The following is a 23,869-nucleotide window of genomic DNA, read 5'->3' as shown; positions in this document are numbered from 1 at the left end:
AAATCTACTCCGGGTCGACCGCATGCTGCAATCATCCGTTCGCACAGGATTGATGACGAACAATTTTCCCGAGCACTTGTCATTTCTCTCGCGCGAGCGCACCATGAGAACATGGATTTCACCGGAGTTCTCCCCCGAGAACGCACCCGACCCACGGGTGGATCTCGCCAGGTTGCTGGAGCAAACGCCTATCCCAGTGATGGAGTTCGCAGGGCAGAGCGCGATCGACGAGACATGGTGTCTGGCGTCGACATCGCCACCGACCCTTTTGTGTACGCGGTTGGAGCAAAACTCGCGAGCGGCGGATCGGTCACCGCCGTAGTTGACCGCGAAAATCTCCCGTTCATCACGCTTGAGTTCGCCACTCGCAACCAGCAGAAATGAGAAAGATGAAATTCCGCAGCAGACTCGCGCCTAAGCTGCTGCCATGACGACCCTGGCCTTCCGCGCAGCAACGACCGACGACATCCCTGCCCTGGTTGCACTGGTTACGTCGGCCTATCGGGGCCACGCTAGCCGCACCGGATGGACGAGCGAAGCCGACTTGATCGATGGCGAGCGCATCGACGCCGCAGCATTAGAAGCGGACCTGTCGCGGGACCGTTCGATCATCCTGCTGGCAGAGCGCGGCGATCAGCTTGTTGCGTGCGCGCACGTGGCGGATGTCGACGGCAAGGGCTACTTCGGCATGTTCGCGGTCGATCCCGCTCAGCAGGGCAGCGGTCTCGGGAGCGTAGTTCTGACTGAGGCCGAGAATTATGCGGCTCGCGAGTGGGGCGTCGCTGTGATGCAGATGACCGTGATCGATGTTCGGGAAGAACTCATCGCGTTTTACGAACGCCGCGGCTACGTGCGCACCGGAATAACGAAGCCGTTCCCGTATGGCGATGAGCGCGTCGGCACCCCGCGGCGCGATGACCTGCAGTTTGAAGTTCTCACGAAGACGCTCGACTGACCGCGCTCTGCGTCTCTAGCGCAGCAACTACGAGGTGGGGCCCTCCGAGTCGCACTGCGGCTCAAGGGTGGACTTGATCTTGCGGCTGACCGAGGCCAGAGCATTCTGCTCGTCTGGGGTCAGCACGTCAAAGAAGTGCGTGCGCACAAATTCGGTATAGCCGGATGATGCCTGCTGCACGGCTTCGAGACCGTCGGTGGTGATCTGCACGTCTAGGCCGCGCGCATCCGAGGGGCAGCTCATGCGCTTGAGGAGGCCGCGAGTTTCCATCCGCTTGAGCAGGTGAGAGAGTCGGCTGCGATCCCAGCCCAAGGACAATCCGAGGTCGCGGGCGCGAACGAGAGTGTCCGATTCAGCGGCGTACTCGGTGAGGGCCGCGAGCACCGCATGTTCGGGCCCGGAGAGCTGAGCATCCTGCGCCAGCTGCTTGTCGAGAGACGAGATCAGCTGCTGCGAGGCACTCACGAAGGCTCGCCACACGTCGTTTTCGCGGTCATCCATTTCTCGCGCATTCGTCACGACAGCCTCTTTTCATCATTCGCAATATTTAGTTTGACACTTTATTGTTGATATGACAACATCTTTAGTGACACGTCAACAAAACTCGTCCTAAGGGGATACAGCATGACCAAGATTGCGATCATCACGGGCGCCAGCCGTCCCGGCAGCGTCAACCAGTCCGTAGCCGAATGGGTTCTCGCCCAGGTTTCGACCCGCGACGACGCTGAGTTCGAACTCGTGAACATTGCCGACTTCGACCTTCCGATGCTCGACGAGCCTTACCCCGCCGCGTACCAGAACTACCAAAACGACCACACCAAGGCGTGGTCAGCCAAGATCAGCGAGTTCGACGGCTTCATCTTCGTAGCCCATGAGTACAACCACACCGCCGGTCCCGTTCTCGTCAATGCCCTCTCGTTCCTCAACGCTGAGTTCAACAACAAGGCCGCTGGCTTCGTCTCCTACGGTTCGATGGGTGGCGTTCGCGCCGTCGAGCACCTGCGCGGAGTGCTCTCCGAACTTCAGGTCGCTCACGTGCAGCGCTCCGTCATGTTCTCGCTGTTCACCGACTTCGAAAACTTCAGCGTCTTCGCCCCGACCGAGCAGAACGCCGGCACCCTCGCGCCGATGGTCGACCAGCTCACTGCCTGGTCGCGCGGAATGGCATCCGTGCGCACCGAGCAGCTGGCCACCGCCGCTGCCTAAGCTCACGCACACCCCCTCAAACGGCTTTCCGGGATAACCGGGAGGCCGTTTGTGCGTTCGGGGTGGCGGCCGGAGGTTGCGGTCGGCCATCGCTGTCGGGCATCGAGGCCGCTCACGGCTGCCAACCATCGCGACCGGCCATAGCCGTCGACGACCGTCGCCGGCGATCGCTGCGCCAAACTACTCCGCGATGATCTCCAGCGCGACGCCCTCACACGCAGTGCGCGCGAGGTCGGCAAGCGCTCCGCCACGCACAGCATCGCCGGTGGCGTGACGTGGATCCGTCGAGACAACAACGCGGCCAACACTATTGACGAGCGTCACTTTGTCACCAAGCTCGGCGAGCTTCGGCAACAGCTGTCGCTCAACCGAATCGATCAGCAAATCGAGGCCAGCAACACCAACAAAAGTGTCGTCGATGTGCACGGGTGCGGCAATCGTGATGGTGTATTCATCGCTGCAGAGGTAGTCAACATAGGGCCCAGCGACATGGCCGCGACCCGTCTCCATCGGTACCCGGAACCACTCAAGTTCGCTGTAATCGATGTGCTCTTTGTTCACCGATTGAGCAGCCAAGAGTAGGCGTTTGGGGTCATCGCCCTGCCACCACGACAGATGGTTTCGCTCATCCGTCAGCAGCCCAACCGCAGCAATAAAACCGGCACCGTAGACGTGAACATCCGGCAGCGCGACCGTCGCGAGAGCATGAGGCTCAACCAGAGAGTCGAGCTGCTGTGACGAGAGGGGGCCGAGGTCACCGGCTACCGCGAGCTCAGTACCGAGCAGCGCTGCGGTGGCTTCAAGACTGGCAATTGGAGCATGGAAATATTGCGAGACGATGGCCGCCGCGCGAGCTGCGGTGCTCGTGCCCGTTGCTGTCGTCATCGCTGCGCCGCGCTATCGCTCGTGGTCATCGGGGTGCCGCCTACTCTGACTCGTGTTGTTCGTGGCATCCTATGCACCAGACGGCCCGCACCGCTACTTCAGCGCCAGGACGACTGCAGATGAATGAGGGAGTTGATCACGGCATCGACCATGCGTTCGGTGGCGGCAACAGCTTCGTGGTCATCACTTGCTTCCACAGCATCCACGACACTGGCCAGCAGCACTGGTTGAGCCCGACGGGATGTCTCATCCACGTCAATCAGGCGAAGCATTGGCGACATTTCGGCCTGCAATCGCATCTGCTCGCGAGTGAGCCTGGCTGACTGACTGAGCGCGACAAGTTCGATCTGCGCATCATCGAGGGTGCTGCGCCACTGCTCAAGATCTGACTCGTCGAGACGATCAAGTCGAGAACGCACTTGCTGCACTTCGGAGGGCACTGCTCGCCGCGCGGCCAGACGAACGCATGCTGCCGTGATAGCCGCGTAGTGGGCGCCCAAATCACGAAGAGCGACGCGGGATGTCGCCGCCAAAGCGGTGCGCGCATGGGCAACCGGGTCGGCTGAGTCCGCCACAAAACTGCCGCCGTTGCGACCACGACGAGTGACCACGAGACCCTGACTGCGCAACGCAAGCAGAGACTCGCGCACGGTTGTCGGCGCTACGCCGAAGCTTCGGGCGAGGTCATTCTCAGAGGGGAGACGTTCTCCTGCACGCAAGTGTCCGCCCGTAATTGCGCTGGCGAGTCGACGCTCAACGAGCTCGGCACGGCCCGCGTCACCGATGGACTGAAAGAGCGCACCCTGCAGTCTGCCGGGCCGCGCGGCATCGCGAGAGCGCGCGGTGTCATCAGCAATCACCGCACCTTTTCGCGGCGCATCTGCCGAGTCAGTCGAGTGCATTGCTCAATTCTCGCACCGATCACCTGAGCCGTTGCCCTTTTGTGACGATTTGGACACACGCTTGAAATATGAACTCTGGTTCTATAGGTTTACTCTCACTCAGAGATCACCGTCGTTCCAAGGAGTCACTCGTGCACGCGTCCGCTCACCAAGCCTCGTCCGCAACGGACTCCGCTCCCGCGCCCGGCGCCGTCAGCCTCGCCGGTGTTTCCAAGACATTCGGCGACTTCACCGCCGTCGAGGCACTCGACCTCGACGTGAAGCCCGGCGAGTTTCTCTCGATGCTCGGCCCCTCCGGCTCGGGCAAGACGACTGTGCTGCGGATGATCGCAGGCTTCGAGAACGTCACGAGCGGCAGCATCCACCTCAGCGGTGTTGACGTCACTCAGGTTCCGCCCCACGCCCGCCAGGTCAACACCGTCTTTCAGGATTACGCGCTGTTCCCGCACTTCACGATCGCCGAGAACGTGGGCTACGGCCTGCGCGTTGCCGGCGTCAGCCGCGCCGAACGGGCAGCTCAAGTAGGCGTCGCCCTTGAGCAGGTTCGCCTTTCGGCCGTGGCCGACCGCCTGCCCCACCAGCTCTCGGGTGGCCAACGCCAGCGCATCGCCCTGGCTCGCGCGCTCATCCTGCGGCCCCAAGTGTTGCTGCTCGATGAGCCGCTCGGCGCCCTCGACAAGCAACTGCGCGAAGAGATGCAGATCGAGCTGAAGCAGATTCAGCGCGAAGTCGGCATCACCTTCATCTTCGTCACCCACGACCAAGAAGAGGCCCTCACCCTCAGCGACCGCGTTGCGGTCTTCAACAACGGCCATGTCGAACAGGTCGGCACGGCTCGCGAGGTCTACGAATTCCCGGCGACCGAGTTCGTGGCCAAGTTCCTCGGCCTTTCGAATTTGATCCCTGCCGAGCTCTCACCGGATGGCGTGCAGTCGAGCGTTCGCCCCGAACGTGTCCGCCTACTCACCGCCGAGACCGCCGCGAGCGCCGGAGCCGTGTCTCTCGTCGGCACCGTTTCCGAAACGGTGTACACGGGACCGACCACGCGTTTTCTCGTCGATACCGAATCGGGTGTGCGCGTGATTGCCGAACGCGCCAATGACCACCACCCTTCCGCCGAATCCGCTTTTGCGCGCGGCGACCGGGTGCGCGTCGAATGGACCACCGATCATGCCTCACGCATCGGCTAACAGACCACCCCGCAGCACCGGCGCTTCCGGCACAACCGGACCAGCCGCAACACACCAGCACTCACCAATCACATAAAGGAGTCACCATGAGATCCAAGATCATGACCGGCGCAGCGTTCATTGCTGTCGCCGCGCTCGCCCTCACGGGCTGTTCCGCTGACACCGACGGCACCGCTGCCGGCGGCCTCAGCATCGATGTTCCTGATATTCCCATGCTCGAAGAGCTCGGCGAGATGGAAAGCGAAGTCAATATTGTCGCGTGGAGCGGCTTCGTTGAGCCTGCCTGGTCCGACGACTTCACTGCGGAAACCGGTTGCACCGTCAACCGCCGCGTTGCCGGCACGAGTGACGAAATGGTTCAGCTCATGCGTACGGGCGACTACGACCTCGTGTCTGCTTCGGGTGACGCAAGCCTTCGCCTCATCGCCGGTGGCGACGTCCAGCCAATCAACCTTGACCTCGTGCCGAACTTCGGTGACGACATTGTTGAGGGCATGAAGGGCCAGATCTACGACACCATCAACGGCAAGTCATACGGCGTGCCCATTGGCCGCGGTGCGAACATCCTCCAGTACAACAGCGAAGTCGTCACCGAAGCACCCACCAGCTGGGATGTTGCGTGGGAAGCAGACAGCCCCTATGCCGGCGAAATCATCGCCTACGACGCACCGATCTACATTGCTGACGCAGCCGTGTACCTGATGGCTCACGAGCCCGACCTCGGTATCACCAACCCGTACGCACTCGATCAGGACCAGCTCGACGCTGCGATCGACCTGCTCAAGCAGCAGAACAAGATCGTCTCCGAGTACTGGGCTGACCCTGCCGCTCAGATCACCTCGTTCGCCGGCGGAACCACCTCGCTCGGTACCTCGTGGGAGATCCTGCGCAAGCTCACTGACGACGACAAGTTCAAGAGCGTGCTTCCCGAAGAGGGTTCGACCGGTTGGTCGGACGCTTGGATGATCGCTGCCGAGTCGCAGTCGCCCAACTGCGCGTACGCCTGGGTCGACTACACGAGCGCTGCTGACGTGAACGGTGCTATCGCCACCAACTTCGGTATGGCTCCCGCCAACGCTGCCTTCTGCGAGACGAGCGACGAAGCCGCAGCACACTGCGAGTACTTCAACGCCACCGACGAAGAGTACTTCAGCAACGTCTGGTTCTGGACCACCCCCATCGAGCAGTGCATCGATGGTCGCACTGACGTCACCTGCACGAACTTCCAGCAGTGGACGGATGCCTGGCTCTCCGTCAAGAGCTAGCTAGCCCGAGGGGTGGGCCTCACCAACCCACCCCTCATCCCTCGCTCGACCCGCAACTCACGAGCTGCACTCCCCACACGCACCAATCGATCGGACTCCCATGAATCGCCGCGCGCAACTCTCGGCACTGCTGGCGCTGCCCATGCTGTGGCTCATCGGCATCTACATTTTCTCGCTCATCATGCTTCTCGTGACGGCGTTCTGGGTGACCGACCCCTTTACTTCAAAGGTGAAACCGGGCTTCACCCTCCGCAACTTTGAGCAGATCATCGCGAACCCCGCGTATGCGTCAACTTCGCTGCGCACTCTCGGCATCGCCCTCGCAGTCACTGTGTTGAGCATCCTGATCTCGGTCCCACTCGGCATCTTCATGGCGAAAGTTGCCTCGCCGAAACTGCGGGCAATTCTGGCCGTGGCGATCACCCTGCCGCTCTGGGCCGGCTACCTCGTGAAGATTCTGGCCATGCGCATCACCTTCACCGAAGAGGGTTTCTTCAACTCGATGCTCGGCCCGCTCGGCATCAGCGGCCCGGGCTTCAGCATCGTCACCGTGGTGCTGACGCTCACCTATCTGTGGTTGCCCTACATGGCGGTGCCGGTCTACACCGCGATCCGCCAGTTGCCACCGAACCTGTTCGACGCGTCGTCTGACTTGGGTGCTGGCGCCGGGTTCACCATCCGCACGGTTGTTCTCCCCCTCATTAAACCGGCGATCATTGCCGGCTCCATCTTCACGTTCTCCCTCAGCCTCGGCGACTACATCGCCGCCAAGTTCGTGGGTGGCTCGACCCAGATGATCGGCAGCATCATCGCCTCGAACATCAACCTGAACCCTCCGATCGCCGCCGCGTTCTCGCTCGTGCCGATCGCCTTTGTTGTCATCTACCTCGTCAGCGTGCAGCGCACCGGCGCACTGGAACGGATGTGATGCCGCCATGTTGAGACTCTCCCTCGGCGCCAAGTTCACCCTCGGCACTATCGTCGCGATTGCCGTCGCGTTCATGTACATCCCACTGTTTTTGGTGGTCATCAACTCGTTCAGTGCCGCACGCCTGTCGAGCTGGCCGATCGCGGAGTTCTCCACCATCTGGTGGGAGAAGGCGTTCGTGAGCGAACCCATCCGGGCTGCCCTGCTCAACTCGGTCATCGTGGGCCTCGGCGCCACGGCTATTGCGCTCATCCTCGGCACGCTCGTGGCCTTTGCCCTGCAGCGCTACACGTTCTTCGGCAAGCAGACCGTGAACCTGCTCGTCGTGCTCCCGATTGCTCTGCCCGGCATCGTGACCGGTGTCGCCCTCAACAACACCTACAACCAGGTGCTCGAGCCGATCGGCATCGAGGTCGGATACTTCGGCATGATCATTGCCCACGGCACCTTCTGCATCGTCATGGTGTTCAACAACGTGCTCGCCCGCTTGCGCCGCATCAACCCGAGCATCGAAGAAGCCTCCCGAGACCTCGGCGCAACTCCGCTGCAGACCTTCCGCCTCGTGACCTTCCCGCAATTCCGCAGTGCTTTCGTTGCCGGAGCGATTCTGGCCTTCGCGCTGAGCTTCGACGAAGTTGTTGTCACTATCTTCACTGCCCCGCCGGGCGTCGACACCCTGCCGCTCTGGATCATGAACCAGATGGCGCGACCCAACGAGGCCTCCCTCGTTAATGTTGTCGCGACCGTCGTGATTCTCGCCTCGTTCATCCCCGTGTGGGTCTCGCAGCGTCTGGCCCGCGGAGCCGACGAACGCGAGTAGCGGAACACACTAGCCCCACACGAACGGATGCCGCCCTCACCTGAGTGAGGGCGGCATCCGTCTCGAGCATTTTCGGCTAGTTGCCGCCCTCAAGCAGGGTGACGTCGATCGGCGCAAAGTCTGCCCCGGTCGTGTCAACGCCATCGGCTTCGAGCTCTTCAAGAGCCTTCATGATCCAGTCGTTCGACCAGGCCGTTGCCGGCGGGGCCGTCGTGATGGGGCTGGCGCCCGATTCGTTGACGGCGCTGATGGCACCCTCAACCGTGCGGTCCCACGCAGCTTCATCGATAACGCCGATACCGTTCGGTGCCGGCCAGATCAGCTTGTTGGTCTCGTTGACCATCCACAGTTCGTGGCTTGGACCCCAACCAGAGCCGGCAGCAAGAGTGGTTTCGGCAGCAGCTTCGGGGTTCTCCGCGGCGTAGATCCAACCCTTAACAACAGCCTTTAAGAACTTAACAGTCGTGTCTTGGTAGTCCTCGTCGCTGTCGAGACGTTCGGTGTCCGCCCAGATCGCATCCTGGAGCATGGCGCCAACGGTGTCTTCGTAGCTGATGACGTTGAAGTCTTCAGGCTGGTACAGCTCTCCTGTGTCGGGGTCGGTGGACTCAAGCAGCTGGGCGTACTCGTTGTAGGTCATTGCCTGAGCTGCATCGATGTCGCCCTGCAGGAACGCGTTCATGTTGAAGTCCTGTGTGATGATCTGCACAGTCGAGGAGTCGAGACCTTCTGCTGCCATGGCTGCGAAGATTTCCCACTCGTTTCCGAAGCCCCACGAGCCAATCTTCTTGCCCTCGAAGTCAGCAACTGAGTCAATTCCCGAGTCGGCCCACGACACCTGAAGGGTGCCCGACTTCTGGAAGATCTGCGCAATGTTGGTCAGGTTGGCACCCTGCTCGATCGAGCCAAGCACCTTGGGGACCCAGGCAACGGCGTAGTCAACGTCTCCGTTGGCGAGAGCATCCTGCGGCACAATGTCACCGCCCGAGGGGATGATTTCGACGTCGAGGCCCTCTTCTTCAAAGTAGCCCTGCTCTGCTGCGGCAAAGTAGCCGGCGAACTGGCCCTGAGGGAGCCATTGGAGTTGGAGCGTCACTTCGGTGAGGCCGTCAGCGGACTCCGAAGAACCGCCGTCACCCCCATCGCCAGTGGAGCATGCTGCGAGGAGGACCGCTGCCGTAACAGCGAATGCTCCGGCCGCGAGTGTGCGGCGTTTAGTGAACTTCATGTCAGACCTTCCAGATTCACGGTGCAAGTGGATACTGCTGGTAGAGCTGGTCGAGCGTGTAGTTAGCGAGCACCTCCCGTCGGTACGCGACGCAAGACGAGTCGCTCGAGTGCGAGCGTCGCCACGTAAAAGAGCAAACCGAGAGCGATGGATGCCACGACGTATGCCCAGGCGCGGGCGTACGCACTTGAGGCGGCCGAGGTCGCAATCAAGCTGCCGAGTCCCCCTCGTGGTCCGCCGAAGTATTCTGCGACGAGTGCCGAAATCACAGCGAGCGAGGATGCGATGCGGATGCCCGTCAGAATGAACGGGCGCGCCGTGGGCAGTGTAAGCGACTTCAGCATTTGGCCCGAGTTCGCGGCGTAGGCCTTCATCAGATCTCGATGCACCGGAGTCGTCTGGCGGAACCCCCGCAGTGTGTTGATGAAGATTGGCACAAACGAGGCGATGGCGGCGATCGCTTGACGACCGAATTGGCTATCGGCACCGAACATCGAATTCAGCACGGGGGCGAGAGCAACGATCGGCACAACGGCGAGGGCCGCGACGATCGGTGCACTCATCCGGTCGATGATGCTCCACCGCGCGGCGAGCGCCGCGGCAGTGATGCCCACGAGCGAGCCGACGAGTAGTCCAAGCAGGCTGTTAGTGCCGGTCAATGCCGTGGCTGAGACAACGGACGGCCAGAAATCTACGAGTTCCGTCACGATCGAGACCGGGCTCGGCAACAGGTAATCAGAAACACCGCCCACCGTCACGAGCAGTTGCCAGATGACGAGCACGATCAGCCCGAAGCTAACCGGCGCAACGACGCGAAGGGTGGCTTCCGTGCGTGGGCTCCATCCCCTTGAGCGGCGCGCCCCCACCCCGCGACCAAGGATCGCGTTCGCCGTAGTGCTCGAGTTCGCCGTCATCGAGTATCCACTCCTCGCGGGCTCCGCTGAGAGGTGTCGGCCCGGCGATCGGCTCCCCCGTGCAACGCTTCTCGCACTTCGGTAACCATCTCGAAGAAGGAGGATGCTTCGCGCAGGTCATCGTCGCGTTCTTCGCGGCCGTCGGCGGCAGCCAATCGCATGGGAACGATCTGGCTGATGCGCCCTGGTCGCGGCGACATAACGACGACGCGGTCAGAGAGGAAAACCGCTTCAGGAATCGAGTGGGTCACAAACACGACAGCGGCTCCCGTGTCGGCGGCGATGCGAACGAGGTCGGTCTGCATCTTTTCGCGCGTCATCTCATCCAGGGCGCCGAAGGGCTCATCCATCAGTAGCAGTCGCGGTTGCTCGGCAAGAGAACGGGCGATAGCCACGCGCTGCTGCATTCCGCCCGAGAGTTGATCGGGAAAGCGGTCGGCGAATTCGGTGAGGCCCACCATGTCGAGCAGCTCCGCGACACGAGTGCGACGAGCAGCGGATGCTACGCCGTGCAACTCCAGCGGAAGCGCGACGTTCGCGGCCACCGAGCGCCACGGCAAAAGCCCGGCCTGCTGAAAGGCGATGCCGTAGTCCTGATCGAGCCGAGCCTGCGTCGCCGTCTTACCGAACACCGTGAGCTCGCCAGACGTGGGATCGTCAAGATCGGCAATCAAGCGCATGAGGGTCGACTTGCCACACCCCGACGGGCCAATGAGCGAAACGAACTCGCCAGCCTGAACCGTGAGGTCGATGTTCTCGAGCGCATGCACGATGCCGGTCGCGGTCTGAAACTGTTTGTTGACTCCGCGCACCTGCACGGCAGCGGCATCCGCTGTCATGCTGGCGCCGAGGTTGATGGCGGAAGTAGTGGTCGGGATCTGGTCGCTCATGCGGCCTCCTCGGTTCGTCTATAGTCCTTGAGAATTACGCCGAGCAGCGCCACCGAGCCGGCAGCCACGAGCCCAAGCACGATGGCGCCGAAGATCGGTCCCCACGCTTTGGAAGGGTCACCCGATGCTTGACCGGCGAATTGAATAAGCAGGCGCCCGATGCCGCCTTGAAGTCCCGTCGACACTTCGGCAACAACAGCGCCAATGACGGCGTTCGCCGCACCAAGGCGAAGCGCAGGCAGAAGATAGGGAACGGATGCCGGGAGCCGCAACCTCAGCAGTGTCGGCCAGTATCCCGAAGCGTAGGTTTCAAACAGTTCAACGTGGATGCGGTCAGGAGACTGCAGCCCCTTGAGCGCACCGACCGTAATCGGGAAGAACGCGAGGTAGCTCGCAATGAGCGCCACCGACATCCAGTCTTGCCACTCGAACGAGCCGATCTCGACGCGGGAGCCCCAGCTCTTCACCACGGGGGCGAAGGCGATGAGCGGTACGGTCTGGCTGATGACGATCCACGGCAGCAGTCCGAATTCGGCGAGGCGCCAGCGCTGCATGAGGAGCGCGAAGGCGATGCCCACGATCACTCCTACCGCCCAGCCCGCGGCGGCGATGCCGAGCGTGGTGAGAGCGGCGAGCGCAACGACGGCCCAGAGGGGAAGTGCACCGTCGGCGCGCGTAACCGGCTCAGCCAACCGCACCATCATGTCCCAGAGGTGCGGCATGGCCAGGTCGGTCGTGCGCGGGAGCACGCGGAGTTCACCAATCAGCACACCGTTGTCTGGACCGAAGAACTTGTAGCCCTCCCAGATCAGCGCGATCAGAAGCACACCAGCAATACCCCAGCCGAAACCACTGAGCAGACGCTCGCGCCCAGGCATGGCCATCGATGCTGACGAGTTCGAGACGTGGACGGCACTCCCCCCACGTTTGTCGTTGCGGGTTGCCGTCATCGGGTTAGGCCTTCGCCGTCACGGTATCGGTCAGGGCGGGAATTACTGTTTCGCCATAGACCCGCAGCGTTTCCTCTTTATTGTCGTGCTGCAGGTAGCCAGCAAACTGGTCAACGCCGAGCGCCCGCAGTTTCTCGAGTTTCTCGATGTGTTGCTCAGCGGTTCCCATGAGGCAGAACCGGTCGACAATCTCGTCGGGCACGAACGCGGCGTGCGAGTTGCCCGCCCGACCGTGCTCGTTGTAGTCGTAGCCTTCGCGTTCCTTGATGTAATCGGTGAGTGCTTTCGGCACAGAACCATCGGCCCCATACTTCTTCACGATGTCGGCGACGTGATTGCCGACCATTCCACCAAACCAGCGGCACTGGTCGCGCATGTGCTCCCAATCGTCACCGATGTACATGGGTGCGGCGACACAGAACTTGATCGACATCGGGTCGCGACCAACCGCCTCAGCAGCGTCACGCACTTTCTTGATCATCCACTCGGCGATGTCGACGTCGGCAAGCTGCAGGATGAACCCGTCGCCAACTTCCCCGGTGAGCTTGAGCGCGAGCGGGCCATACGCGGCAACCCACACTTCGAGCTCCGAGCCTGTGCTCCACGGAAACTGCAATTGTGCTCCGGCGTGCTCGACCGAGCGCGAGTTCGCGAGTTCGCGGATGACGTGAATCGACTCGCGAAGATCCTTCAGCGTTGTCGGTTTGCCGTTCGTGACGCGCACGGCAGAGTCACCACGACCAATGCCGCAAATGGTGCGGTTGCCGTACATCTCATTGAGTGTTGCGTAGGTGGATGCCGTCACTGTCCAGTCGCGAGTGGCCGGGTTTGTCACCATGGGGCCGATCGTGATCTTTCGAGTCTCGGCGAGAATCTGGCTGTAAATCACGTAAGGCTCTTGCCACAAAATGTGGGAATCGAACGTCCACACATGGCTGAAGCCGTGTGCCTCAGCAAGCTTGGCGAGCTGAACTGTTCGCGCTGCTGGCGGGTTGGTCTGAAGTACTGCTCCGAAATCCATGGTGCTCCTCGTTCGCGTGGAAGGTAGGCCAAGGCAGCATCCGTCGGTCATTGCCGAACGGATGCCGCACTTCAACCGTTTAGGTGAGGTACTGGGTGAGGCCACGCTTCATGAAGCGGCCATCACCCTTCGAACCGAGGTACTGATCGTTGTCCACAATGACCTTGCCACGGGAGAGAACGGTGTCGACGTGCCCGTCGATTTCGAAGCCTTCCCAGGCAGCGTGGTCCATGTTCATGTGGTGCTTCTTGCCCGTTGGCTTGCCGTTTTCGTCGACCGGCATACCGATCGAGGTGTGGCCGTTGGGGTCGTAGACGACGATGTCGGCATCGGCACCGGGCTGGATGACGCCCTTACGGCCATAGATTCCGAACATTCGAGCGGGGGTGGTGCTCGTTAGTTCAACCCAGCGTTCGAGAGTGATTTCTCCCGTGACAACGCCTTGGTACATGAGGTCCATACGGTGCTCGACCGTTCCCATGCCGTTGGGGATCTTGCGGAAGTCCGCGAGGCCCAACTCTTTTTGGTCTTTCATGCAGAACGGGCAGTGGTCGGTGGAGACCATTTGCACATCGTTCGTACGCAGCGACTGCCACATGGCATCCTGATGGCCCTCTTCGCGCGAACGCAACGGAGTCGAGCACACCCACTTGGCGCCTTCGAAGTGGCCGTACTGCTCGCTCTGAGCACCCAGCTGTTCTTCGAGGCTCAAGTACAGGTACTGCGGGCAGGTCTCAGCAAACACGTTCTGGCCGCGGTCGCGAGCGCCGGCGATCTGTTCGACCGCTTGCTTCGCACTGACGTGAACGATGTAGAGCGGAGCACCGGTGAGCTTGGCGAGCATGATCGCGCGATGCGTCGCCTCCTCTTCCATCTCCCAGGCGCGAGCGACACCGTGATAGTACGGGTCAGTTTTGCCCTGCTCCACGAGCTGCTCAGCGAGAACGTCGATAACCGGGCCGTTCTCGGCGTGCATCATCGTCATGAGGCCGGTGTCGCGGGACACCTGCATGGCCTTCAGAATCTGAGCGTCATCCGAATAGAAAACGCCCGGATACGCCATGAACATCTTGAAGCTCGTGATGCCCTCGTCGGGCAGCTTCGCCATGGCCTTCAGCGAATCAGGCGTAACGTCACCAACGATCTGGTGAAAGCCGTAGTCGATCGCACAGTTGCCGGATGCCTTGCCGTGCCACGCTGCGAGAGAATCCTCGATGCGCTCGCCAAAGGTCTGCACCGCGAAGTCGATGATCGCGGTCGTGCCGCCCCACGCCGCAGCGCGAGTGCCCGTCTCGAACGTGTCGATTGCCGCGGTGCCACCGAAGGGCAGCTCCATGTGGGTGTGCGCATCGATGCCGCCGGGAATGACGTACTTTCCCGTGGCATCAATAACGGTGTCGACGGATGCCGCAACATCCGTTCCAAACAGCGTGCTGCCGGGTGACAGCACAGCCTTGATTACTTCGCCGTCGATCAGGACGTCGGCTGGGGCTCGGCCCGTTGAGCTGACGACTGTTCCGCCGGAGATAAGAGTGGTGGCCATGATTCGCTCCTCTTGCTTGTCGTGTGCCTGTTTTCCCCGGGCGCGTAGACAGCCCGGGGCTGACGTTATGGCTTCGGAATCGAGGTGTACGAGTCCGGACGACGGTCACGGTAGAACTGCCAGTCGTCACGCATCTGGCGAACCAGGTCCATGTCGAGGTCGCGAATCATGATTTCTTCGTCGGTGCCCGATCCGCGCTCTCCCACAAAATTGCCGCGCGGGTCGATCACTTGGCTCGTGCCGTAGAAGTCGACAGCAAGGTCACCGTATTCGTTGTCTTCGCGGCCAACGCGGTTGGGCTGAAGCACAAAGTAGCCATTGGCGACCGCAGCGGCGGGGCCTTCGACCTCCCAGAGACGATTGGAGAGCCCGGGCTTGGTGGCGTTCGGGTTGAACACAATCTCGGCACCGTTGAGACCAAGTTCGCGCCAGCCCTCGGGGAAGTGTCGGTCGTAGCAAATGTAGAGGCCGATGGGGCCAACCGCGGTATTGAAAACGGGGTACCCCATGTTGCCGGGACGGAAGTAGAACTTCTCCCAGAACCGGTCGAGATGAGGAATGTGGTGCTTACGGTACGAACCGAGGTTGGTGCCGTCGGAGTCCACGACCACTGCGGTGTTGTAGTAAACCCCGGTCATGGCCTCTTCGTAGATTGGCAAGATCATGACCATGTCGAGTTCTTTGGCGAGTGCTTGAAAACGCTGCACGATGGGGCCATCAGCGGGCTCGGCGTAGGCGTAATACTTTTTGTCTTCGGTGATTCCAAAATACGGGCCGTAAAACAATTCTTGGAAGCAAATGACTTGAGCGCCCTGCTCTTTGGCATCCCGAGCGAATTGCTCGTGCTTCTGGATCATCGACTCCTTGTCGCCTGTCCACGTGGTTTGAGTGATCGCTGCGCGAACTGTCGTCATGGTGCCTCCTGCGTTATGTGGCGTCGTTGTCTGCGGCGAAAAGCCGAGAGAATGACGCGCTCACGGGAACTATCCCCGTGCCATCATTCTCAGGGTTCATCGTTTCAATCGTGTTGTGCCTATATGACGTTGTGGTTACTCATCATGTCCCTGTGTCAGCAAAGAGGCAATGCTCATTTGTGCTGATGAGACCATATTGCCCAAAATTGTCTATGCGACTTGGGCATATTGCTGAATGACCCTAGGAAGAACGCTCAGACGTCCACACCGGGCGCACAATTGGCCTCGAAATTTGGAGAGGTCGCTGGGGAGTAGCGAACGTCGTCGTGACATCGCTCGCGTACATGACCGAATCCGGCGCGCGGTCAGCGAGGCCCTCAAACCCGGCCTCCGCCAGCAGCCCGTCGTCAAGGTGCACCAGTTCAGCGGGCTGCAAGGGCCACGGCTCGTGGTGGTTGCGACAGTAGATAGTGCGTCCACGGTAGGTCTCGTGAAACGCCCACCGCGCAGTCAGAAACGTCGCAAGCGGGTCAGCCGCGAGCGCAACGCTCGCCGCCGGATCGTCCACGGGACGCACAATGATGTGGGATGCCGCATCCGGCCGGCCATGCCGTTTCGTCTTGTAGGCAACCTGTCCTTCTCGCTGCCCGATCTTCATCGATGCCCACTGATAGGGCAGCCCAAAAGCTGCTCTGGCGGTGAGTACTGGAATCAGGTGCGATGCCTCGAGGGACAGAAAAACAACGCCTCGCCGGCCCTTGTCATCGACAGAATAGAGCCGCACGTTGACTTCGGGAAAATCACCGAGCCACGGGATGCGGGGCCCACCGAAGAAGGAACTGTGCGACATCTGAAAAGCTATGAGCCCCACCCACGTGCTGCCGTTGAGGGTATCCGGGCGGCAGCCTGCTGGCATGAACGGTGCGACGAGCGCGGGGTCTACTTTCCAGTGCAGAAACGAGACTTCGCTCCAGCGTTGTCGAAGAATGGCTGGGCCGCCGAGCGGTGGTGCTTCACGGAACATCAGCGCGCCTTTCGCGGGGTTGCTGGGAGCTCACGCGATGGCCTTGTCATTAGCGTGGCAGCTGGTTATCGCGGCGAACGAACGGCCGCCAGAGCACGACCTGGTCGGTGCGTTCGGCTCTCGTTCCGGCCTTGAGGGAGATCACTTCGCCCGCTTGACCAGCGGCGAAGACGCGGCGACCCGGCCTGGCGAGAAGCTCGTCGGCGAGCGCCGCTTCGAGTTCGCGAACGCGCGAGCTGAGCTCCGTCACCGTGTTTTCTAGATCGAGAATCCGCTTGATGCCTTCGAGGTTGAGGCCTTCGGCGCTGAGCGCCGCAATTTCACGCAACTGCATAACGTCGCGCATAGAGTAACGCCGCGACCGACCGCTGGTTCTCGTGGGAGACACGAGACCCAGACGGTCGTACTGTCGCAGCGTCTGCGGATGCATGCCTGCCAACTCTGCCGCAACGGCAATAGCGAAGGCGGGCGTGAACTCATCCATGGTTATTAGCTCCTGGCTCTGGCAATCAGTTCGTCCCGCGGGTTTTCTGCGGGCATCGCTTCTGCAAAGGCCTCGAGGTGCGCAAGCGCAGCTTCCGGGATGCGGTTGGGCACCGCCACTTGCACTTCGGCAAGCAGGTCTCCCGTTGCTTTCGCTGTCGCGACTCCGCGACCCTTTACCCGCAATACTCGCCCGCTCGGGGTGCCAGGGGCAACCTTCAGTTTCACGGGAGCGCCACCGAGCGTGGGAACCTCGATGGTGGCGCCGAGCACTGCTTCCACAAACGTGACGGGGACAACAACACGAATGTTGTTGCCGTCTCGTTCGAATACCGGATGCTTACGCACGGTCACCGTCAAAACCAAGTCGCCAGCCGGGCCGCCATTGGGGCTCGGCTCACCTTTACCTTTGAGGCGGATCTTCTGACCGTCGCTGACTCCCGCAGGAACCTTGACGTTCATCGGACGACCGCCTGCTGGTTGGAGCTTGATCGTTTCGCCGTTGATCGCTGTCGCGAAGTCGAGCGTTGTGTTCGCCGCCAGGTCACGGCCCTTGGCGGGGCCACCCCGGAAGCCGGGACCGCCGCCAGGGCCGCCCGGCCCACCGAACATGCCACCGAGGAGATCTTCGAAGCTCGCGCTCGACTGACCGCCGCCGTAACTCTGACCGCCGCCACCGAACATGCCACCAAAGACATCTTCGAAGCCGCCGGCTTGGCCGCCCGCTTGGAAGCGGGCGCCCGAGCCCATGGCACGAACCTGATCGTATTCGCGACGCATTTCAGGATCAGAAAGCACGGAATGTGCTTCGCTGATTTCCTTGAAACGCGCCTCAGCTTTCGGATCACCCGGGTTGGAGTCCGGGTGGAACTGGCGCGCGAGTTTGCGATAGGTCTTCTTCAAATCAGCTTCGGAGACATCCTTTGATACACCGAGCACTGCATAAAAGTCCTTATCGAACCAATCTTGGCTAGCCACTACACGCCACCCCCGACTTATTCAGTAGGGCCAGAGACTGCAACCTTCGCGGCACGCACAACGCGCTCACCAAGAATGTAGCCAGGCTCGATGACGTCGGCGATCGTGTTCTCGGTTGCATCCGGGTCGTTCAAGTGCACAACGGCCTCGTGAAAAGCGGGATCGAACGCTTCGCCCTTTTCACCGATCTTGCGCAGCCCAAACCGCTCGAAGCTGGAGTTGATCTTCTGAGCGACCAGTGCCAAAGGCGATCCCTCAATGATGTCGCCGTGCTTGTCGGCACGGTCGAGGTCATCAAGAGCCGGCAGCATCGACCGGACAACATCCGCAATCACGCTTTCGCGGTTAGCGACCCGATCCCGCTCAACGCGAGTTCGGAAGTTCACCAGCTCAGCCTGCGCACGAAGCATCTGATCGCGCATCTCGGCGACGAGGTCTCGACTTGCTTCCTCAAGAAGACGTTGGTCTTCTTCGCTCAGCTCGTCGGGAGCCTTATCGGCACCTGCAGCAGGCTGTTCACCAGCGTCAGCAGATTCGTCAGAAGCATCCGCAGCCTCATCAGCAGCGGGCTGCCCCTCGGCTGCCGCAGATTCCTCTGTAGCAGCCGAGTCGGCCGCACGAATGTCGCCGGTTTCCGGATCGACGCGACGTTTGTCGCGGATCACCGGCTCCTGGTTGTCGTCGTGGTCCTTGTTTTTGTCAGACATCTACTTCTTGTCCGAGTCAGCTTCGTCTTCGTCAACAACTTCTGCGTCGACGATGTCTTCATCCGAGCTCTCGCTCGCAGCTGCATCGTCGCCCTCTGCAGCAGCCTCAGGGTTTTCTTCCTGGTGCTTGTAGATTGCTTCACCGAGCTTCTGCTGGCTTTCGCTGAGCTTGTCGAACGCGGTCTTGACCGCGGCTTCATCGTCGCCAGCGAGTGCCGTGTTGAGCGCGTCGACATCGGCCTGAACCTCGGTCTTGACGTCTTCTGGCAGCTTCTCTGCGTTGTCGGTGATGAGCTTTCCGGTGGAGTATGCGAGCTGTTCAGCGTTGTTGCGGACTTCAGCAGCCTCGCGACGTGCCTTGTCTTCTGCAGCGTGCTCTTCACCTTCGCGAACCATACGCTCGATGTCTTCCTTCGAGAGGCTCGAGCCACCCGTGATCGTCATCGACTGCTCCTTGCCAGTGCCCTTATCCTTAGCGGATACGTGCACGATGCCGTTGGCGTCGATGTCGAAGGTGACCTCAACCTGCGGGATTCCGCGAGGCGCCGGCGCGATGCCGGTGAGCTCGAAGGTACCGAGGTTCTTGTTGTCGCGAGTGAACTCACGCTCACCCTGGAAGACCTGAATCGACACGGACGGCTGGTTGTCATCCGCAGTGGTGAAGGTCTCGCTGCGCTTGGTCGGGATTGCCGTGTTGCGGTCGATGAGCTTGGTCATCATTCCGCCCTTGGTCTCGATACCGAGGCTCAACGGGGTGACGTCGATGAGGAGAACGTCCTTGCGCTCACCCTTCAAGACACCAGCCTGAAGTGCTGCGCCGACTGCGACAACCTCGTCAGGGTTCACGCCCTTGTTGGGTTCCTTGCCACCGGTGAGCTTCTTGACGAGCTCGACAACGGCGGGCATACGGGTTGATCCACCCACGAGAACGACGTGCGCCACGTCAGCAAGCTTGACGCCTGCCTCCTTGATGACGTCGTTGAAGGGCTTCTGCACGCGCTCGAGCAGGTCAGCGGTCAGCTCTTCGAACTTGGCGCGTGACAGCGTCTCGTCGAGGTTGGCCGGACCATTTTCGGTGAGCGAGAGGTACGGAAGCTGGATGCTTGCCGACATCTGCGACGAGAGTTCTTTCTTAGCCTGCTCAGCAGCTTCCTTGAGGCGCTGCTTAGCGATCTTGTCTCCAGAAACGTCGACACCCGTCGAGTCCTTGAAGCGCTGGATCAGGTAGTCAACAACGCGGGCATCCCAGTCGTCTCCACCGAGGCGGTTGTCGCCCGAAGTGGACTTCACCTGAATGGTCGAGAAGTCGTCATCCTTGCCCACTTCGAGCAACGAAACGTCGAACGTTCCGCCACCGAGGTCGAAGACCAGGATGAGCTCGTCTTCCTTGCCCTTGTCGAGGCCGTACGCGAGCGCAGCAGCGGTGGGCTCGTTGATGATGCGCAGAACGTTGAGGCCCGCGATCTCACCGGCTTCCTTCGTTGCCTGACGCTCAGCGTCGTTGAAGTATGCGGGAACCGTGATTACGGCGTCGGTGACGTCTTCACCCAGGTACTGCTCGGCGTCGCGCTTGAGCTTGGCAAGCGTACGAGCGGAGATTTCCTGCGGGGTGTACTTCTTGTCGTCGATCTTGACGGTCCAGTCAGTGCCGATGTGGCGCTTGACGGAAGCAATGGTGCGGTCAACGTTCGTGACGGCCTGACGCTTGGCGGTTTCACCAACGAGGACTTCGCCATCCTTGGTGAATGCGACGACGGATGGCGTGGTGCGCATACCTTCGGCGTTTGCGATGACGGTGGGTTCTCCACCTTCGAGAACGGAAACAACGGAGTTCGTGGTTCCGAGGTCAATACCTACTGCTCGAGCCATGTGCTCTTACTCCTTTAAGCGTTTGGGTTTGCGAACTTGAGTCGCGATGTATCAAGTTTGCTCCTGCCCGCGTCGAGAGTCAAGCTCAGTAGCTGAAAGTTGAGTGTGTGTGACTCAAGGTGGCTGGAGGGTATTCGCTCGGGGCCCCGGCACTCTTCCCTCACCGAAGAAACGAAGCAACTAGCGAGAACTTGCGGCGCGAACAGCACCCATTGTTTACCGCACACCACTAACCTGTTCGCATGACGGACAAGACTGGCGACAACGACGCCCCCGGCACTCCTGCTGTTCCTCGGGTCTCGAACACGCGCGCGATCGGCACCGTGGGGCAAGGCCTCATCACGGATGCCGCAATACCCAAGCGTCGAGTGCGAGCCTGGGCCCTGTGGGACTGGGGGTCCGCTGCATTCAATGCCGTCGTCACCACCTTCGTATTCAGCACCTACCTCGCCAGCGGCCTCTTCATCGACCCCGAGATCGTTGCCGCCGCCGGTGACGACGAGAAGAACCCGGCACTCGTTCTCGCGAAAGCTGGCAACACCACGGTGATCTCTGGTGCCCTCACCATCGCCGGCATCCTCGTCGCAATTCTGGCGCCCATCCTGGGCCAGCGTTCCGATGGGTCGGGACGCCGCAAGCTGTGGCTCGCGATCAACACTGGCCTCGTCGTACTGGCCATGGGCGCCATGTTCTTCGTCGTGCCCGTTCCCTCCTACATCTACCTCGGCGCGGCACTTCTCGCCGCCGGCAACATCTTCTTCGAGTTCGCGAGCGTCAACTACAACGCCATGCTCGTGCAGGTTTCCACCCCCGCTACCGTCGGCCGTGTTTCGGGCTTCGGCTGGGGCATGGGCTACATCGGCGGCATCGTGCTGCTGATCATCCTGCTCGTGCTGTTCATTCAGGACTTTGGAAGCGAAACCGGCAGCGGCCTGCTGAACGCACCCACCGGCGCTGAAGGTGGCGCTCTCGACATCCGCTTCGCCGTGCTTGCATCAGCAGCCTGGTTCGCGATCTTTGCCATCCCCGTCTTGATTTCGGTTCCCGAGATTCCCGCAGGCGCTCGAGAGAACCGCGTCAATTTCTTTGCGAGCTACCTGAAGCTCTTTCGCACCATCGCCAGCCTCGCCAAGAAGAGTCCTCAAGTGCTCATGTTCTTGCTCGCGAGCGCAGTCTTTCGGGATGGCCTGGCCGCTGTCTTCACGTTCGGCGCCATCATCGCCGCTCAAGTGTTCGGGTTTAGCCCGAGCGAAGTCATCTACTTCGCCGTCGCCGCCAACCTGGTCGCCGGTATCGGAACCTTTATTGGCGGATGGCTCGACGACAAGCTCGGAGCCAAGAATGTGATCATCGGCTCGCTGATCGGTCTCGTACTCGCCGGTCTCGCCGTGCTGTTCATCGGCGACGCCAAGGCAGGGTTCTGGATCGCTGGGCTGTTCCTGACACTCTTCGTCGGGCCGGTGCAGGCCGCGAGCCGTAGCTTCCTCGCCCGCATCACCCCCGTTGGTCGAGAAGGCGAGATCTTCGGCCTTTATGCCACAACGGGTCGCGCCGTCAGCTTCCTCGCCCCCGGACTCTTCACGATCTTCGTATCGATGACCGGCGATACTCGATTCGGCATCATCGGAATCGTGATTGTGCTGCTTGCTGGCCTCGGGCTCATGCTGCCCGTCAAGGCCAAGCAATCGGTCATCGACTAGCAAGGGTGTCGTCTGAAATTCACTGGCAGTAGCCAACTAGGCAAGGGATGCTTGGCACATGACAGAAAACGCCACCACCCCCGCCGCTCGCGCAGAACTACTGCGCTCACTCCACGTGCCAGGAACTCCCCTCATCGTCTCCAACGTGTGGGACGCCATCACCGCGCGCATCGTTGCCGAAGCCCCTGGAGTGCGCGCCCTCGCCACGGCTAGCCACGCGGTGAGCTTCGCGCACGGCGTGGCCGACGGCGAAGGTCTCACCGTCGAGCAAGCGCTCAAAGCCGCATCCATCATCTGCAATGCCGTCGAGATCCCCGTCTCCGTCGACTTCGAGAAAGGCTACGCACCGGATGCCGCCGGCGTGCAAGCCAACGTCGAACGCTTGATCGCGGCGGGAGCATCCGGTCTCAACATCGAAGACAGCTCAGGCCCCGCCAAAGCTCCGCTCTTCGATATCGCCCACGCCACTGCTCGGGTCGCCGCCGCGCGTGCGGCCGGTGACGCTACTGGCGTGCCCGTCGCAATCAATGCCCGCGTTGACGTTCTTGCTGGCGGAGGCGAGTGGGATGACATGGTCGAGCGGGCAAACTCCTACCTTGCTGCAGGCGCGGACTGCATCTTTGTGCTCGGCCTCGGCGACGAAAACATGATTACTCAGGCTATTGAGCAGATCAACGGCCCGATCTCGGTCATTGGCGGAGCTGGCTACGTGCCGTTGACCCGCCTGGCCGAGCTCGGAGTCGCGCGCGTAAGCTTCGGCCCTCGCACTCTCGGCCTGACTCTCTCGCACCTTCAGCAGACCGCCACTCAGTTGACCGCACTCGGCGACTACCCCGACGAACTCGGCTTCGTCTACTAACGGCAATCGCGCTCGGGTGGGCCTTCACTGTGATCTCGCGGGAAGGCCCACCCTCCGCGAGGCAAAAGGAGTAATGTCAGCTCATGGACACGCAACAACCCATCAGCTACTGGGTCAAGCTGGTTGACCGGATCATTGAAGACCTCTTCGCGGTCACGCTCGAAGAGCACGGAATCACTCGCCGACAGTGGCAATTGCTGCTCGTGCTTTCCCAAGGGCCGGCCGGAATCGATCGTCTCGACATCGAAATCGCACCATTCCTGATGCCGAAAAGTGCCGTGACCCCGCCCATGGGCGAAGCCCACACGACATCGCGCGAATCCCTCGACGAACTCGTCGAAAGCGACTGGCTCACCATCAATGGATCGCTGTACACCCTCACCGACCGCGGTCGCAGTGTCGTTGAACGCCTCACGGCCGTAATTGCAGAAGAACGCGCCAAAGCGACCGTGGGAGTTACCACCGAGCAATACCAAACGGCGGTGACCGTGCTCGAAACGATGGCCAAGAATCTGCGAGCTCAGAGCGAAAGCGCTCAGCCTCCGACTCTTTAGCCTGCTCAGGCTGCGTAGGCTGAGCAGGCTGAGCAGGCTGGCTTGGCCGCTCAAGTTACACGGGTCGCGCTCACAGCCCTTGTG

General features: G+C 61.3%; 25 protein-coding genes. 10 read left to right on the top strand and 15 right to left on the bottom strand.

Going from position 1 to position 23,869, the window contains the following annotated elements:
- Positions 1-111 precede the first annotated feature (111 nt).
- Both AACZ26_RS01965 and AACZ26_RS01960 read left to right on the top strand, forming a co-directional pair.
- Entirely contained in the window at positions 112-384 is a 273-nt protein-coding gene (locus AACZ26_RS01965; RefSeq protein WP_339618696.1) for a hypothetical protein, read from the top strand.
- 43 nt (positions 385-427) lie between these two features.
- Positions 428-955, top strand: a complete 528-nt coding sequence (locus tag AACZ26_RS01960) for a GNAT family N-acetyltransferase (RefSeq protein WP_339618695.1) — start codon at positions 428-430, stop codon at positions 953-955.
- A 27-nt stretch (positions 956-982) separates the two neighbouring features.
- Here the strand turns inward: AACZ26_RS01960 and AACZ26_RS01955 are convergent, their stop codons facing one another.
- Complete coding sequence (locus AACZ26_RS01955) at positions 983-1,474, bottom strand: MarR family winged helix-turn-helix transcriptional regulator (protein ID WP_339618694.1); 492 nt, start codon at positions 1,472-1,474, stop codon at positions 983-985.
- A 105-nt stretch (positions 1,475-1,579) separates the two neighbouring features.
- On the opposite strand from AACZ26_RS01955, the gene AACZ26_RS01950 reads away from it, so the two are divergent.
- Entirely contained in the window at positions 1,580-2,161 is a 582-nt protein-coding gene (locus AACZ26_RS01950; protein ID WP_339618693.1) for an NADPH-dependent FMN reductase, read from the top strand.
- 180 nt (positions 2,162-2,341) lie between these two features.
- Here the strand turns inward: AACZ26_RS01950 and AACZ26_RS01945 are convergent, their stop codons facing one another.
- Together AACZ26_RS01945 and AACZ26_RS01940 are read right to left on the bottom strand one after the other, a co-directional pair.
- Positions 2,342-3,046, bottom strand: a complete 705-nt coding sequence (locus AACZ26_RS01945) for a cache domain-containing protein (protein WP_339618692.1) — start codon at positions 3,044-3,046, stop codon at positions 2,342-2,344.
- A 98-nt stretch (positions 3,047-3,144) separates the two neighbouring features.
- Positions 3,145-3,948 (bottom strand): GntR family transcriptional regulator, encoded by an 804-nt coding sequence (locus AACZ26_RS01940; RefSeq protein WP_339618691.1) that lies wholly within the window; start codon positions 3,946-3,948, stop codon positions 3,145-3,147.
- Between the two features lie 131 nt (positions 3,949-4,079).
- On the opposite strand from AACZ26_RS01940, the gene AACZ26_RS01935 reads away from it, so the two are divergent.
- The 4 genes from AACZ26_RS01935 to AACZ26_RS01920 all read left to right on the top strand — a co-directional run bounded on the left by AACZ26_RS01935 (position 4,080) and on the right by AACZ26_RS01920 (position 8,151).
- The gene (locus AACZ26_RS01935) at positions 4,080-5,138 is read left to right on the top strand and encodes an ABC transporter ATP-binding protein (protein WP_339618690.1); all 1,059 of its coding nucleotides are present in this window, start codon (positions 4,080-4,082) and stop codon (positions 5,136-5,138) included.
- 86 nt (positions 5,139-5,224) lie between these two features.
- The gene (locus AACZ26_RS01930; RefSeq protein ID WP_339618688.1) at positions 5,225-6,403 is read left to right on the top strand and encodes an extracellular solute-binding protein; all 1,179 of its coding nucleotides are present in this window, start codon (positions 5,225-5,227) and stop codon (positions 6,401-6,403) included.
- A 100-nt stretch (positions 6,404-6,503) separates the two neighbouring features.
- Entirely contained in the window at positions 6,504-7,331 is an 828-nt protein-coding gene (locus AACZ26_RS01925) for an ABC transporter permease (protein WP_339618686.1), read from the top strand.
- 7 nt (positions 7,332-7,338) lie between these two features.
- Positions 7,339-8,151, top strand: coding sequence for an ABC transporter permease (locus AACZ26_RS01920; protein ID WP_339618684.1), 813 nt, complete (start codon positions 7,339-7,341; stop codon positions 8,149-8,151).
- 76 nt (positions 8,152-8,227) lie between these two features.
- Here the strand turns inward: AACZ26_RS01920 and AACZ26_RS01915 are convergent, their stop codons facing one another.
- The 12 genes from AACZ26_RS01915 to dnaK form a co-directional block, all read right to left on the bottom strand.
- Positions 8,228-9,379 carry an ABC transporter substrate-binding protein gene (locus AACZ26_RS01915; protein WP_339618682.1) on the bottom strand — a complete coding sequence of 384 codons (1,152 nt, stop codon included), beginning with the start codon at positions 9,377-9,379 and terminating at the stop codon, positions 8,228-8,230.
- A gap of 62 nt (positions 9,380-9,441) precedes the next feature.
- A complete protein-coding gene (locus AACZ26_RS01910) occupies positions 9,442-10,293 on the bottom strand; it encodes an ABC transporter permease subunit (protein ID WP_339618680.1) in 852 nt (283 codons plus the stop codon).
- Positions 10,290-11,183, bottom strand: coding sequence for an ABC transporter ATP-binding protein (locus AACZ26_RS01905; protein WP_339618678.1), 894 nt, complete (start codon positions 11,181-11,183; stop codon positions 10,290-10,292). Before AACZ26_RS01905 ends, AACZ26_RS01910 begins: the two co-directional genes overlap by 4 nt.
- Complete coding sequence (locus tag AACZ26_RS01900; RefSeq protein WP_339618676.1) at positions 11,180-12,133, bottom strand: ABC transporter permease subunit; 954 nt, start codon at positions 12,131-12,133, stop codon at positions 11,180-11,182. Before AACZ26_RS01900 ends, AACZ26_RS01905 begins: the two co-directional genes overlap by 4 nt.
- 4 nt (positions 12,134-12,137) lie before the next feature.
- Entirely contained in the window at positions 12,138-13,154 is a 1,017-nt protein-coding gene (locus AACZ26_RS01895; protein ID WP_339618673.1) for a TIGR03842 family LLM class F420-dependent oxidoreductase, read from the bottom strand.
- Positions 13,155-13,233: 79 nt separating this feature from the next.
- On the bottom strand, positions 13,234-14,697 hold the full coding sequence (gene hydA / locus AACZ26_RS01890; RefSeq protein WP_100387926.1) for a dihydropyrimidinase: 1,464 nt from the start codon (positions 14,695-14,697) through the stop codon (positions 13,234-13,236).
- A 65-nt stretch (positions 14,698-14,762) separates the two neighbouring features.
- Positions 14,763-15,611, bottom strand: coding sequence for a nitrilase-related carbon-nitrogen hydrolase (locus tag AACZ26_RS01885; RefSeq protein WP_339618671.1), 849 nt, complete (start codon positions 15,609-15,611; stop codon positions 14,763-14,765).
- A 241-nt stretch (positions 15,612-15,852) separates the two neighbouring features.
- A complete protein-coding gene (locus tag AACZ26_RS01880) occupies positions 15,853-16,635 on the bottom strand; it encodes a DUF2071 domain-containing protein (protein WP_339618669.1) in 783 nt (260 codons plus the stop codon).
- Between the two features lie 49 nt (positions 16,636-16,684).
- Positions 16,685-17,119 (bottom strand): heat shock protein transcriptional repressor HspR, encoded by a 435-nt coding sequence (locus AACZ26_RS01875; RefSeq protein ID WP_339618667.1) that lies wholly within the window; start codon positions 17,117-17,119, stop codon positions 16,685-16,687.
- A 5-nt stretch (positions 17,120-17,124) separates the two neighbouring features.
- A complete protein-coding gene (locus AACZ26_RS01870) occupies positions 17,125-18,096 on the bottom strand; it encodes a DnaJ C-terminal domain-containing protein (RefSeq protein WP_339618666.1) in 972 nt (323 codons plus the stop codon).
- Positions 18,097-18,113: 17 nt separating this feature from the next.
- Positions 18,114-18,803 (bottom strand): nucleotide exchange factor GrpE, encoded by a 690-nt coding sequence (locus AACZ26_RS01865; RefSeq protein ID WP_339618665.1) that lies wholly within the window; start codon positions 18,801-18,803, stop codon positions 18,114-18,116.
- Positions 18,804-20,672 carry a molecular chaperone DnaK gene (gene dnaK / locus AACZ26_RS01860; protein WP_339618664.1) on the bottom strand — a complete coding sequence of 623 codons (1,869 nt, stop codon included), beginning with the start codon at positions 20,670-20,672 and terminating at the stop codon, positions 18,804-18,806.
- A 242-nt stretch (positions 20,673-20,914) separates the two neighbouring features.
- On the opposite strand from dnaK, the gene AACZ26_RS01855 reads away from it, so the two are divergent.
- The 3 genes from AACZ26_RS01855 (at position 20,915) to AACZ26_RS01845 (ending at position 23,785) form a co-directional block, all read left to right on the top strand.
- Positions 20,915-22,372: an MFS transporter gene (locus AACZ26_RS01855; RefSeq protein WP_339618662.1), complete on the top strand. Its 1,458-nt coding sequence runs from the start codon at positions 20,915-20,917 to the stop codon at positions 22,370-22,372.
- Positions 22,373-22,430: 58 nt separating this feature from the next.
- Complete coding sequence (locus tag AACZ26_RS01850; RefSeq protein WP_339618661.1) at positions 22,431-23,231, top strand: isocitrate lyase/phosphoenolpyruvate mutase family protein; 801 nt, start codon at positions 22,431-22,433, stop codon at positions 23,229-23,231.
- Between the two features lie 83 nt (positions 23,232-23,314).
- A complete protein-coding gene (locus tag AACZ26_RS01845) occupies positions 23,315-23,785 on the top strand; it encodes a hypothetical protein (protein ID WP_339618659.1) in 471 nt (156 codons plus the stop codon).
- The last annotated feature ends 84 nt before the right edge of the window (positions 23,786-23,869 follow it).

The sequence above is a fragment of the uncultured Salinibacterium sp. genome (assembly GCF_963974405.1).
Taxonomy (GTDB): Bacteria; Actinomycetota; Actinomycetes; order Actinomycetales; family Microbacteriaceae; genus Rhodoglobus.
Note: the sequence above shows the minus strand (reverse complement) of the source record. Positions and strands in the feature narration are given on the sequence as shown.

Bases quoted from the DNA above. Each gene is read 5' to 3' on its own strand.
- AACZ26_RS01965 (WP_339618696.1), top strand. From the start codon at position 112: ATGGATTTCACCGGAGTTCTCCCCCGAGAACGCACCCGACCCACGGGT.
- AACZ26_RS01960 (WP_339618695.1), top strand. From the start codon at position 428: ATGACGACCCTGGCCTTCCGCGCAGCAACGACCGACGACATCCCTGCC.
- AACZ26_RS01950 (WP_339618693.1), top strand. From the start codon at position 1,580: ATGACCAAGATTGCGATCATCACGGGCGCCAGCCGTCCCGGCAGCGTC.
- AACZ26_RS01945 (WP_339618692.1), bottom strand. From the start codon at position 3,046: ATGACGACAGCAACGGGCACGAGCACCGCAGCTCGCGCGGCGGCCATC.
- AACZ26_RS01940 (WP_339618691.1), bottom strand. From the start codon at position 3,948: ATGCACTCGACTGACTCGGCAGATGCGCCGCGAAAAGGTGCGGTGATT.
- AACZ26_RS01930 (WP_339618688.1), top strand. From the start codon at position 5,225: ATGAGATCCAAGATCATGACCGGCGCAGCGTTCATTGCTGTCGCCGCG.
- AACZ26_RS01925 (WP_339618686.1), top strand. From the start codon at position 6,504: ATGAATCGCCGCGCGCAACTCTCGGCACTGCTGGCGCTGCCCATGCTG.
- AACZ26_RS01920 (WP_339618684.1), top strand. From the start codon at position 7,339: ATGTTGAGACTCTCCCTCGGCGCCAAGTTCACCCTCGGCACTATCGTC.
- AACZ26_RS01915 (WP_339618682.1), bottom strand. From the start codon at position 9,379: ATGAAGTTCACTAAACGCCGCACACTCGCGGCCGGAGCATTCGCTGTT.
- AACZ26_RS01910 (WP_339618680.1), bottom strand. From the start codon at position 10,293: ATGACGGCGAACTCGAGCACTACGGCGAACGCGATCCTTGGTCGCGGG.
- AACZ26_RS01905 (WP_339618678.1), bottom strand. From the start codon at position 11,183: ATGAGCGACCAGATCCCGACCACTACTTCCGCCATCAACCTCGGCGCC.
- AACZ26_RS01900 (WP_339618676.1), bottom strand. From the start codon at position 12,133: ATGACGGCAACCCGCAACGACAAACGTGGGGGGAGTGCCGTCCACGTC.
- AACZ26_RS01895 (WP_339618673.1), bottom strand. From the start codon at position 13,154: ATGGATTTCGGAGCAGTACTTCAGACCAACCCGCCAGCAGCGCGAACA.
- hydA (WP_100387926.1), bottom strand. From the start codon at position 14,697: ATGGCCACCACTCTTATCTCCGGCGGAACAGTCGTCAGCTCAACGGGC.
- AACZ26_RS01885 (WP_339618671.1), bottom strand. From the start codon at position 15,611: ATGACGACAGTTCGCGCAGCGATCACTCAAACCACGTGGACAGGCGAC.
- AACZ26_RS01880 (WP_339618669.1), bottom strand. From the start codon at position 16,635: ATGTTCCGTGAAGCACCACCGCTCGGCGGCCCAGCCATTCTTCGACAA.
- AACZ26_RS01875 (WP_339618667.1), bottom strand. From the start codon at position 17,119: ATGGATGAGTTCACGCCCGCCTTCGCTATTGCCGTTGCGGCAGAGTTG.
- AACZ26_RS01865 (WP_339618665.1), bottom strand. From the start codon at position 18,803: ATGTCTGACAAAAACAAGGACCACGACGACAACCAGGAGCCGGTGATC.
- dnaK (WP_339618664.1), bottom strand. From the start codon at position 20,672: ATGGCTCGAGCAGTAGGTATTGACCTCGGAACCACGAACTCCGTTGTT.
- AACZ26_RS01855 (WP_339618662.1), top strand. From the start codon at position 20,915: ATGACGGACAAGACTGGCGACAACGACGCCCCCGGCACTCCTGCTGTT.
- AACZ26_RS01850 (WP_339618661.1), top strand. From the start codon at position 22,431: ATGACAGAAAACGCCACCACCCCCGCCGCTCGCGCAGAACTACTGCGC.
- AACZ26_RS01845 (WP_339618659.1), top strand. From the start codon at position 23,315: ATGGACACGCAACAACCCATCAGCTACTGGGTCAAGCTGGTTGACCGG.